Annotated in this window: 11 protein-coding genes; 4 read left to right on the forward strand and 7 right to left on the reverse strand. The window is 71.5% G+C overall.

From position 1 onward, the window contains the following. Positions 1–7: 7 nt before the first annotated feature. Complete coding sequence (locus tag L3Q67_RS43605) at positions 8–1363, reverse strand: PQQ-dependent sugar dehydrogenase (protein WP_499187240.1); 1356 nt, start codon at positions 1361–1363, stop codon at positions 8–10. 132 nt (positions 1364–1495) lie between these two features. Here L3Q67_RS43605 and L3Q67_RS43610 point away from each other — a divergent pair, with 132 nt between their 5' ends. From L3Q67_RS43610 to L3Q67_RS43625, 4 genes are all read left to right on the forward strand, one after another. Beyond that, positions 1496–2380: an ADP-ribosylglycohydrolase family protein gene (locus L3Q67_RS43610; RefSeq protein WP_499187241.1), complete on the forward strand. Its 885-nt coding sequence runs from the start codon at positions 1496–1498 to the stop codon at positions 2378–2380. Positions 2381–2602: 222 nt separating this feature from the next. Then, the gene (locus L3Q67_RS43615; RefSeq protein ID WP_499187242.1) at positions 2603–2902 is read left to right on the forward strand and encodes a hypothetical protein; all 300 of its coding nucleotides are present in this window, start codon (positions 2603–2605) and stop codon (positions 2900–2902) included. Beyond that, on the forward strand, positions 2899–4152 hold the full coding sequence (locus L3Q67_RS43620; protein ID WP_499187243.1) for a nucleotide sugar dehydrogenase: 1254 nt from the start codon (positions 2899–2901) through the stop codon (positions 4150–4152). Before L3Q67_RS43615 ends, L3Q67_RS43620 begins: the two co-directional genes overlap by 4 nt. Positions 4153–4216: 64 nt before the next feature. Continuing rightward, positions 4217–4750, forward strand: a complete 534-nt coding sequence (locus L3Q67_RS43625; protein ID WP_499187244.1) for an EF-hand domain-containing protein — start codon at positions 4217–4219, stop codon at positions 4748–4750. 58 nt (positions 4751–4808) lie between these two features. Here the strand turns inward: L3Q67_RS43625 and L3Q67_RS43630 are convergent, their stop codons facing one another. Genes L3Q67_RS43630 through L3Q67_RS43655 form a run of 6 tightly spaced genes read right to left on the reverse strand, consistent with a single transcriptional unit; the run spans position 4809 to position 10232 of the window. Further along, positions 4809–5171, reverse strand: coding sequence for a DUF6917 domain-containing protein (locus tag L3Q67_RS43630; RefSeq protein ID WP_499187245.1), 363 nt, complete (start codon positions 5169–5171; stop codon positions 4809–4811). A 32-nt stretch (positions 5172–5203) separates the two neighbouring features. Next, positions 5204–6067 carry a Gfo/Idh/MocA family protein gene (locus L3Q67_RS43635; RefSeq protein ID WP_499187246.1) on the reverse strand — a complete coding sequence of 288 codons (864 nt, stop codon included), beginning with the start codon at positions 6065–6067 and terminating at the stop codon, positions 5204–5206. Between the two features lie 11 nt (positions 6068–6078). Beyond that, positions 6079–7131: an Ldh family oxidoreductase gene (locus L3Q67_RS43640; protein ID WP_499187247.1), complete on the reverse strand. Its 1053-nt coding sequence runs from the start codon at positions 7129–7131 to the stop codon at positions 6079–6081. After that, positions 7128–8405, reverse strand: a complete 1278-nt coding sequence (locus L3Q67_RS43645; RefSeq protein WP_499187248.1) for a zinc-binding metallopeptidase family protein — start codon at positions 8403–8405, stop codon at positions 7128–7130. Before L3Q67_RS43645 ends, L3Q67_RS43640 begins: the two co-directional genes overlap by 4 nt. Next, a complete protein-coding gene (locus L3Q67_RS43650) occupies positions 8402–9238 on the reverse strand; it encodes a sugar phosphate isomerase/epimerase family protein (RefSeq protein ID WP_499187249.1) in 837 nt (278 codons plus the stop codon). Before L3Q67_RS43650 ends, L3Q67_RS43645 begins: the two co-directional genes overlap by 4 nt. Further along, entirely contained in the window at positions 9228–10232 is a 1005-nt protein-coding gene (locus L3Q67_RS43655) for a Gfo/Idh/MocA family oxidoreductase (RefSeq protein WP_499187250.1), read from the reverse strand. The genes L3Q67_RS43650 and L3Q67_RS43655 overlap by 11 nt, the downstream gene beginning before the upstream one ends. Positions 10233–10242 lie beyond the last annotated feature (10 nt).

Here is a 10242-nt window from a genome sequence, read left to right on the forward strand (position 1 = left end):
CGGCACGTCACCCCGCCGCCACGCGCCACACGGTGTGCCCGGCGTCGTCCGCGACGAGCAACTCGCCCGCCTTCGTGCCGAGCACCCCGACCGGGCGGCCATAGGTGTCGGCCTTGTCCGGATCGGGCTTGAACCCGGTGAGGAACTCCTCCGGCGGACCGCTCGGCATCCCGTCGCGGAAGGGCACGAAGTCGACGGTGAAGCCGACCGACCGGCCGCGGTTCCACGATCCGTGCTCACCGATGAACGCGCCACCGCGGTAGCGTTCGGTGAAAGCGCTGCCGCGGTAGAAGGCCAGGCCGAGCGGCGCGGTGTGCGCGCCGAGCGAATAGTCCGGCACCAGGGACTTCGACACCAGGTCCGGCCGCTGGGGCTCGACCCGCTCGTCCACCCGCTGCCCCCAGTAGCTCCACGGCCAGCCGTAGAAGTCGCCGTCGCGCACGCGGGTGAGGTAGTCCGGCGGCACGTCGTCACCGAGCATGTCCCGCTCGTTCACGACCGTCCACAATGTACCTGTCTGCGGTTCGAAGTCGAGTCCGTTGGGGTTGCGCATGCCCGAGGCGAGTACCCGCTCACCGGTGCCGTCCGGGTTGATTTCGAGCACCATCGCCCGCCGGATCTCGTTGTCCAGCCCGTTTTCCGCGACGTTGCTGCCGGAACCGACGGTCACGTACAGCTTCGAGCCGTCGGGCGCGGCGACGACGTTGCGCGTCCAGTGGTTGTTGTAGCCACCCGCGGGCAGGTCGAGGATCTTCCGCCCCGGGTCGCTGATCCGGGTTTCGCCGTCGCGATACGGGAAACGCCAGACGCTGTCGGTGTTCCCGACGTACAGCGCGTCGCCGATCAGCGTCATGCCGAACGGCTGGTTGAGGTTCTCCAGGAACGGCGTGCGGAACTCGGCGATCCCGTCCCCGTCGGCGTCGCGCAGCAGCGTGATGCGGTTCGCGCTCTTCCCGCGCGAGCCGTCGTTGCCGCGTATGAGGTCGAACAGCGAGGCGAACAACCCGCCGCCCGGCGCGGTGACCGACTCCGCGGCGAGCACGTCGCCGTTGGGCAACTGGTACAGCCAGCGCGGGTGGTCCAGCCCGGCCGCGAACCGCGTGACGGTGAACCCCGGTGGCGCGGTCGGTGCCTTGTCGGCGGGCCAGCCGATCACGTTCGCGCCGTTGACCGTCGGAATGGTCTGCTCGTCGGGCGCGCCCACCTGCGGGTTCGCGCCCAGACCGGCCGGATCCGGCGGATCGCCGCCCGGGTCGAGCGCGTACGCCCCCACCGCGGCCAGCAGCGCGACCACCAGCACGAAGCCGAGTGCCACCCAGCCGAGCCGTCGTCGGAGCCGCCTGGGTTTGCGGGTTTCCGGCATGACCGCCTCCTCGTTGAATTTTGCCCGGACCCCAGCTTGGCCGAAGCGGCGGCGGCCGGCATCCGTCAAACCGACTGGCCATTACCGCGATCCCGCACACCCGGGCGGGCCGGCTTTGGCATATTGGCGGTCATGGCACCCCTGAACCCCGCGTACGCCAGCCTCCACGGCCTGAGGATCGGTGACGCCTTCGGCGCCCGGATCACCTTGCCGGGCGATCACCCCGACGTCGTCGGGCGGGTGCTGCCGCCGGGGCCGTGGGCCTGGACCGACGACACCGAGATGGCCTGCTCGGTGGTCAGCGTGCTCGACCGGCACGGTCACCTCGACCAGGACGACCTCGCCGACCACTTCCAGCGCCACTTCGACCCGGACCGGGGCTACGGCCCTGGCGCCGAACGGGTGCTGCTGCGGTACCGCCGCGGCGAGTCGTGGCGGGACATCGCACGGGCGGTCTTCGGCGGCGGGTCGTGGGGCAACGGTGCCGCGATGCGGGTCGCCCCGCTCGGCGCCTGGTTCGCCCCGGATCTGGACCGGGTGGTCACCGAGGCCGCCAAGTCGGCCGAAGTCACCCACGCGCACCCGGAGGGCATCGCGGGCGCGGTGGCGGTGGCCGTCGCGGCCGCGCTCGCGTGCACCAGCCCGCTCGACGGCGGTGATCTGCTCCGGGCGGTGGCCGCTCGGGTGGCGCCCGGCGAAGTCCGGCGCCGGATCGAAGTGGCCGCCGAGTTCCGCGGTACCGCCGAAGAAGCCGCGCGCGAACTGGGCAACGGCCGCGAAGTGAGCGCGATGGATTCCGTGCCGCTCTCGCTTTGGCTGGCGGCGCACCACTTCGGTGATTTCGAGGACGCGCTGTGGACGGCGGCCCGGGTCGCCGAGGACGTGGACACGGTGTGCGCCATGACCGGCGGGATCATCGCGGCCCGCACCGGCTACGACGGTATTCCCGTGCGGTGGCGCGATTCCGGCGAACCGCTGCCGCACTGGCTCGTCCCGTCCGCCGTGTACGACGCGTGAGAAAGCTCTGAACTGGAAACAGTTTCACGCCTTCGACCGGCTTCCTCGGTCCCACGCGGTGAACGCTCGGTGATCCCGCCCCACTGACGAGTTCCGGCCGCGTCGCGCCGTCACTCCTCCGGTGCTCCTTGCGCGCGACCTCTTACCGTCACTGTGGGCTGCTGCTACGTTACGTTTCGCAACGGTTCGCCATTCCACGTTTCTGCGATCGAGGGGATCACCATGCGCAAAACCTGCTCCATGGCCGCGGTTCTCGCGGCTTTGACCACGCTGATGGTCACCGCACCGGCGTCGGCCGCGACCGGCCGGGTCGTGGTGTTCGAAACGGAAGTCACCGAACTGACCGTTTACCAGAATCCGAAGGGCTGCAAGAAATTGCCGGTGGCCGCGCACGTACTGGTCAACGAAACGAACGACACCGTGCGCATCCACGGCGACCCGTTCTGCCTCACCCCGGCGCTCGAAGTCGCCCCGGACCACGGCTCGCACGTGGCCCCGGGCAGCGGAAGCTTCTCCGCTTGACCACCACCGGCCTGGTGGTCGTCGGGCTCGGTTACGTCGGCCTCCCGCTCGCGCGGCGGGCCTGCCGCGCCGGGCTGCCCACCGTCGGCCTCGACATCGACGAACCGCTGGTGAACAGCCTGAACGCGGGCCGGTCGCCGGTGCACGGGGTGACCGGGGACGACCTCGCCGGAATGGTCGCCACCGGGTTCCGGGCCACTTCGGACGACGCCGTGCTGGCCACCGCCGAGACCGTGGTGATCTGCGTGCCGACCGGGCTGACCCCGCAGGGCAAACCGGACCTGCGGGCGGTCCGCTCGGCGGCGCGCACCGTCGCCGGGCGACTGCGGCCCGGCACGCTGGTGGTACTGGAATCGACGAGTTTTCCCGGCACGACCGAGGAGGTGGTGCGCCCCATTCTGGAAAGCGGCAGCGGGCTCACCGCCGGCGAGGATTTCCACCTGGTCTATTCACCGGAACGAATCGATCCCGGAAATACGCGCTACGGCATCGCCAACACCCCCAAGGTGGTCGGCGGCCTCACCCCGCTCTGCGCGAAACACGGCGTCGCCTTCTACGGCGACCTGGTGGACACCGTGGTGGTCGCCAGGGGAACACGGGAAGCGGAAATGTCGAAACTGCTGGAGAACACCTATCGGTTCGTCAACATCGCGCTGGTGAACGAGATGGCCGTGTTCTGCGATCGGATGAACATCGACGTGTGGGACGTGCTGGACTGCGCCGCGACCAAACCGTTCGGGTTCGCGCCGTTCCGGCCCGGCCCCGGCATCGGCGGGCACTGCATCCCGGTCGACCCGCTGTACCTGACCAGCAAGGCCCAGCGCGAAGGCTTCTCCTTCAGCCTGGTTTCCGCGGCCAGGCAGGTCAACGACGGCATGCCGGAATACGTGGCCCGGCGAGCCGACGCCATTCTCGCCGGCGGCCTGAACGGTGCCGAGGTGCTGCTGCTCGGCGTGACCTACAAGCCCGATGTGCCGGACGTGCGGGAGTCACCGGCGATCGCGGTGGCCGAGGCGTTCGCCGAGCGCGGGGCGAAGGTGCGGTACCACGACCCGTACATCGATCGGTTCGAAGTGGACTCGGTGGCGCTGGACCGGGCGGAGGACCTGCCCGCCGCGCTCGCCGCCGCGGACCTGACCGTGCTGCTGCAGGACCACGAATGCTACGAGAGCGCACTGCTGGCGCGGGAAGCCCGCTGCCTGCTCGACACCCGCGGCCGGGTCGCCGGGCACCACGTGCGCCTGCTCTGAAATCTTCCGCCGGACGGCCGGCGGGGGCTAGTTCGCATCAACCCGTGCAGGGAAAGGACATTTCATGACCACCGCTGTTGCTCAGGATCGGCTCACCCAGCGTTTCGAGAAGTGGGACACCAACGGGGACGGCACGCTCGAACTCGCCGACTTCCAGGAGGAGGCCCGCCGGATCTGCGAGGCCTTCGGCAAGGACTCCTCGTCGGCCGAAGGGCGGAACCTGGAGAACGCGCTCACCGGGATGTTCGAGTACCTCGCCAACCAGGCGGGCGTGGGCCGCAACGGTTCGCTCTCGAAGGAGCAGTTCCGCGTGGTGACCGAGCGGCTCATCTTCGAAGAGGGCGAGGCCAGCTTCAACCGCGTGATGCGCCCGGTGATCAAGGGCGTGATCGGCATGTGCGACAAGAACCGGGACGGCCAGATCAACGCTGACGAGTTCGCCACCTGGCTGAGCGCGGTGGGCGTGGACCGGAGCGAAGCCCGCTCGGCCTTCGCGGAGGTCGACACCTCGGGTGACGGCCAGCTCTCCACCGAGGAACTGCTCGCCGCCGTGCGCAGCTTCCACTTCGGCAAGCTGAGCGTGCCCCTGCTGGGCTGACCCCGCGATACGAATGTGGCTTTCGGGGCGGATTCCGCCCCGAAAGCCACATTCGTGTTCAGGCCGGGCGGAAGGACACCGGGAGTTCCGGGGTCAGGCCGAGGTCGGCGCCGGTCACCACGTCGGCGCGGGTGATCAGGATGTTGTAGTGGTTGGGGAAGTGGCACGCGTCGAAGCCGAGCACGGTCCCGACGAGGGTGTCGCCGAGCCAGAACTCGTCACCGCGGTCGAGCACGCCCGCACAGAAGATCTCGGCGAAACCGAGGAACCCGACCCGGTCGATCCGGGCGCCCGCCTCGGTTTCGCGGTGATCGGTGGTGACCAGCTCGTGCACCTCCCCCCGGCGGACGCAGCGGCTGGCGTGGGGCTCGAGGCTCATCCCGCGTTCGTCCCGCCGGTGCAGCAGGACTTTCACCAGCACGCCGTCCACCTCACGTTTGGGCCCGTTCTCCTTCACCGGAGCACCGGTTCACGGCGGTAGGTGGCGGCCACCAGTTCCAGCGCGGGCATCCCGTGGTCCGGTCCGCCGCCGAGGAAAGCCGCCAGCACGCCTTCGTATTCGTGCCACAGGGAGTTCTTGAACCCGGTGAAGCCGTCGAGCAGGTCGGCCGTTCGGGTGGTCCCGTCGGCCAGCTCGACGGCGACGTCCTTGGTCTCCCCCGGGTGCGACCAGTCCAGCTCGACCCGGGCCGGTGTGCCGTCGGCCGCGCGCAACCGGACCACCGCGAGGCGGTCGACCCCGGCGGCGTCCCGGGTGACCACGGCGTCCTCGACGCTGACCTCGCCGAGGAACAGCCGCACGAGGTCGAACGCGTTGGGCCCGTTGTCGGCGACGCACCCGCCACCGCACCGGTCGAGATCCAGGTACCACGCGTCGTCGCCCACGTGCTCCTCGATCTGCTCCAGGTACCGCACCCGCAAGCCGGTGATCTCCGGGGAGTCACCGAGGGATTCCTTCAGTGCCAGCACGTTGCGGTTGTACCGCCGGTGGAACGCGGTGAACAGGCGACCGCCGAGCCTGGTGAGCCGCCGCCCAGCTTCCACATCGATGGCCAGCGGCTTCTCCACGCAGACCGGGAGCCCCGCACCCAGCGCGTCCCGGCACAGCTGTTCGTGGGTGTCGTTCGGCGTGGTCACCACCACCGCGTCGACGCGATCGAACATGGCCGTGTGGTCGGTGAAGCACTCCACGCCACCGGCGAAGGGCGCCAGCGCCTCCGGCCGCAGATCGCAGACCCCGGCCAGCTCGGTCCCGGGATGGGCGGAGATCGCCGCCAGGTAGTACTTCGAGATGACGCCGAGCCCCGCCACGCCCATCCGGACCGGCCTCACGGCGTGGCCAAGCCGAGCCCGGCGTGCAGGTGCGCGGGCAGGGGCACCCCGTCCCGCAGGTTCACCGCGGCCTGCTCGGCTTCCACCCAGCCCGGGTACCGGACCGTGCCGGGGCAGTCGAGCACGGCGCCGAACATCGACCGCACGTCAGCCGCGAAATCCGCGGCCTGGGGCGCGATGGCCAGCACGAAGAAGCCGATGTCGTCGTCCTGGCCGCGGTCACCGGTCAGGGCCGCCGCGGCCGGGCCGTGACCGGCGCCCGACAGCGATGCCGCCAGCAGTTCGACCACCAGTCCCAGCCCGAAGCCCTTGAAGGCACCCGTTTCCGGCGCGCCACCCAGCCACTGCAGGTGCGCGCGGCCCTCGTCGAACGCACGGGGATCGGTGACCGGCCGGCCCTGGTCGTCGACCAGCCAGCCGGGCGGGATCGGCATGCCCTCCCGCGCCGCCGCGCGGATCCGGCCGGTGGGCACCACCGTGGTGCTCATGTCCAGGACGAACGGGTGCTCCGGCAACGCGGGCGCGGCCACGCTCAGCGGGTTCGTGCCGAGCAGCGGCAGGCGGCCGCCGGGCGGGCGCGCGATGCGCTGGTTGCCGCAGTTGCTCATCACCACGCCGACCAGGCCGTTGCGCGCCGCCCGCCGCGCGTGGAAGCCCGCGCTCCCGAAGTGCGTGGCGCCGCGCACCGAGACCAGGCCGATCCCGTGCCACTCCGCGCGTTCGATGGCCGAGTCCATCGCCTCCGCGGCCGCCCAGAGCCCGAGTGCCCGGTGCGCGTCGAACACCGCGCACGGGCCGAGATCACTGACCGCCTCGGGTTCAGCGTCCGCGGCGATGCGTTTCTGCTCGAACTGCTTGAGGTACAACGGATTCAGGTTGGCGACCCCATGCGAGCCGAACCCGTGCAGGTCGGCGTAACACAGCGCCTCGGCCGCCAGCCTGGCCCGGTGCGCAGGCACCCCGCGCCGGGCGAACGCCTGCCTCACGTGGTCCAGCAGGTCGGCGTAGGGCACGCGGACGGTCGGCGGGGCCACCACTTCAGCGGTCATCGGATTCCTTTCAACGCGGGGGTTCGGGCGAAGGCGAGCAGGATGCGGGCGACGGCGGCGGCGAATTCCTCCAGTTCGGCGAGGTCGGCGTATTCACCGGCGGCGTGCGCGTTGTTCTCGGCCAGCGAGCCGGGCCCGAAGACCGCGGTGAACGCGCCGGGCACCCCGTCCATCCAGATCGCGTCGCAGGTGAAGGCCGGTTCGTCGGCGGCGTGCGGGGTCAGTCCGGCGTGTGCGGTGAGCAGGTTCTCCGCCCACCGGTCTCCGCCGTTGAGGCAGGGCAGACCGCGTTTGAGCCAGTCCAGTGTGGTGATCTCGGCGGCGTCGGCGGCGGTCCGGCCGAACACCGGGCTGTCGCCGAACTTCCCGGCGAACTCCGCCAGCCCGTCCCGGAAGGCCGTTTCGACGCGCGCCCCCAGGTCCTCGCCCTCGGCGGAGGATTCGTACGGCAGGTTCAGCAGCAGCTCACCGGTGCCGTACACCCGGTTGTGCTGGTCGCCGGTGTGCAACCCGGCCACGCAGAAGCTGCCGGCGAGGTTCGCGGCGAAGTGCTGCGCGAGGAAGCCCAGCAGCACGGTGGCGTTGTGCCCGGCTTCCGGCCGGTCGTCGATCGCGCCCTGGCCGGTGACCCGGACGCGCGCGGTCATCGCGGCGGTCGCCCTGGTCAGGTACCGCAGGCCGGTGGGCTCGCAGAAGATGTTGACGCGGCCGTGGAACCCGGCCGCGACCAGCCGCCGGGTGCCGAGCGTGCCCAGCCCGCCGCCCTCCTCGCCGGACACCACCTGCAGGATCACCCCGATGTCGCGGCCGATCGCCGCGCCGGCCTGGATCGCGTGCCGGATCCCGGCCAGCAGCGCCACCGCCGGGCCCTTCGCGTCGATCGCGCCGCGGCCGGTGAACCGGCGGCCGTCGAAGCTCACCGGTTCCAGCCCGGCGACCGTGTCCAGGTGCACGTTGAACATGACCGTCGAACCGAGCGGCAGGGCGCGTCCCAGGCGCAGCACGAGGCTGGGCTGCCCGGCGAGGAACCCGGGTGTGCCCGCGGCCTCCCGGACGGCGGCGGGCACGTCGTCGCGCAAGGCGTCCGCCGGCCGCGCGCAGTCGTGGCGGGCCAGCCGGAACCCGATGGCCTGCGCGGCCTCGGCGTAGTCGGCCTGCGCCTGCCACAGCTGCGCGACGGGTTCTCCCCCACCGGCTTCGAGCGGGCTGACCGTCGGGGTCCGCAGCAGCCGCAGCAGCAGTTCGTGGTCGGACGGCAGCAGCAGCCCGGTCACCGCGGGATCTCCACGGCCAGCCGTTCCAGCGCGCGCCCGGCCGCGACGAACGAGCCGGCCGCGTTGTCCCCGGCGACCTTGCCCTGGTGCGGCACCGCGGTCAGGTGGGGTTCGAGCGAAAACGTGCCGCGGTACCCGTGGGCGAGCAGCAGCCGCAGCGAATCGGCCACGCGTGCCTCACCCCCGCCGGGAAGGCAGTAGCGGGCTTCGCCGTCGACCAGCACCGCGTCCTTGACGTGCACATGGGCGACGTGTTCGACGATCTCGGCGAGCAGGTCGTGGCCGGAGTACCCGTGCGCGACCCCGTTGCCGGTGTCGTACAGCAGCCGCAGGTTGCCCACGGCCGCGAGCAGTTCGAGCATCCGGTCCGCGCTCGCACCCGCCCAGCCGGAACAGTTCTCGTGCAGCAGCACCACCTCCGCCTCGGCGGCGCGCTCGGCCAGCCGCCGGATCCGGTCGAGCACCCGGTGGCGCCATTCATCCTCGGGCAGCCCGGCGTTCGGGTAGGACATGATCCGGACGAACCGGGTGCCCAGCGCCTCGCACCACTCGAGCAGCTCGTCGAGTTCGTGCAGCTCGCGGGCGAACGGCTCGGTGATCGGCCGCGCCCAGTTCCCGATCCGCGAATCGAGGCAGACGACCTCGACCCCGGCGTCGCGGATCGCCGACTCCACCCGCCGCAGTCCGTCGTGGCCCAGGTCCGCCAGCGCCCGGCCGTCCACGCTGCGCAGCTCCAGCTGCCGCCAGCCCAGCCGCCGGATCGCCGCGACCTGGGCCGGGAGTCTGGTGCCGGCTTCGTCGCCGATCCCGGCGAAGGACAGCTCACGGCGCATGCGTCGCCACCAGCACCCGCCGGGCGCACCGCTCCTTCGCCTCGATCAGCAGCCGCGCGGCCCGCTCGTGCACCTCGAGGTCCACCGGCAGCCCATCGCGGAAGGCCCGGTAGGTCCGCAGGAAGAAGGTGGTCAGCGCGTCGTCGCGGAAGACCTCGCGCTCGATCCGGTCCGGCGCCACCACCTCCAGCTGCGCGTGGTCGTCCTCGGCGCTGAGCGGGTAGTGACCGGTGACGATGCCGTGGTCCAGGCTGAGCGTGACGCTGCGCTCGCGGATCGGCGAGGTGAGGTCGGACCGCAGCCTGCTCGTCACCCCGCCCTCGTGCCGCAGGGTCAGCTGCGCGCTCCCGAGCCGCGGGATCGACCGGACGCCGCAGGCCATGTCCGTCCACTCCGCGTCGACCAGTTCGGCCGGGCCGCCGAGCCGCAGCGCCACCGGGACCGCGTGCGGCAGCTCGACCTCGCAGGCGTTGGTGTGCCCGGAATTGGTCAGCGAGCGGTGGAACCGCGGTTTGTGCTGGTTCACCGTCAGCGAGCGCAACGCCCCGAACTCGCCCGAGCGCACCAGCTGCGCCAGGCGCTCGGTCAGCCCGGCCACCAGCCAGGGCGCCACCACCGCCAGGTGCAGCCCGTACCGGCGGCGCAGCACCCCGATCCGGTCGAGCTCGTGGCGGCCGGCGCCGAGCGGCTTCTCCACGATGAACCGGCGGAAACCGTTGCGCGCCAGTTCTTCGAGCACGGTGAGCCGGGAACCCGGCGGGGTGCACAGGTGGGCGACCGTCTTCGCGGGATCCACCCGGCCCATCGCTTCGGTGAGGCTGGTGGCCACCCGGACCCGCGGCAGGTGCCGGAGGTCGACCGGCCGGGGGTCGTAGGCGATCAGGGGGTGTTCGGCGAACACCCCGGGCAGTCCGGACTCGCCGATCCGGGAAAGGACCGGCAGGTGCAGCGCGGCGCCGGCCCGGCCGAGCCCGAGCACCAGAGTTTGCAGCATGATTCTCCGT

Origin of the sequence: Saccharothrix sp. AJ9571 (assembly GCF_021725495.1) — a bacterium.
In the GTDB taxonomy this organism is placed as follows: domain Bacteria; phylum Actinomycetota; class Actinomycetes; order Mycobacteriales; family Pseudonocardiaceae; genus Amycolatopsis; species Amycolatopsis magusensis.

Coding starts and splice junctions, on each gene's coding strand:
- L3Q67_RS43655 (WP_499187250.1), bottom strand. CDS start 10,232: ATGCTGCAAACTCTGGTGCTCGGGCTCGGCCGGGCCGGCGCCGCGCTG.
- L3Q67_RS43610 (WP_499187241.1), top strand. CDS start 1,496: ATGGCACCCCTGAACCCCGCGTACGCCAGCCTCCACGGCCTGAGGATC.
- L3Q67_RS43635 (WP_499187246.1), bottom strand. CDS start 6,067: ATGGGCGTGGCGGGGCTCGGCGTCATCTCGAAGTACTACCTGGCGGCG.
- L3Q67_RS43605 (WP_499187240.1), bottom strand. CDS start 1,363: ATGCCGGAAACCCGCAAACCCAGGCGGCTCCGACGACGGCTCGGCTGG.
- L3Q67_RS43625 (WP_499187244.1), top strand. CDS start 4,217: ATGACCACCGCTGTTGCTCAGGATCGGCTCACCCAGCGTTTCGAGAAG.
- L3Q67_RS43640 (WP_499187247.1), bottom strand. CDS start 7,131: ATGACCGCTGAAGTGGTGGCCCCGCCGACCGTCCGCGTGCCCTACGCC.
- L3Q67_RS43650 (WP_499187249.1), bottom strand. CDS start 9,238: ATGCGCCGTGAGCTGTCCTTCGCCGGGATCGGCGACGAAGCCGGCACC.
- L3Q67_RS43615 (WP_499187242.1), top strand. CDS start 2,603: ATGCGCAAAACCTGCTCCATGGCCGCGGTTCTCGCGGCTTTGACCACG.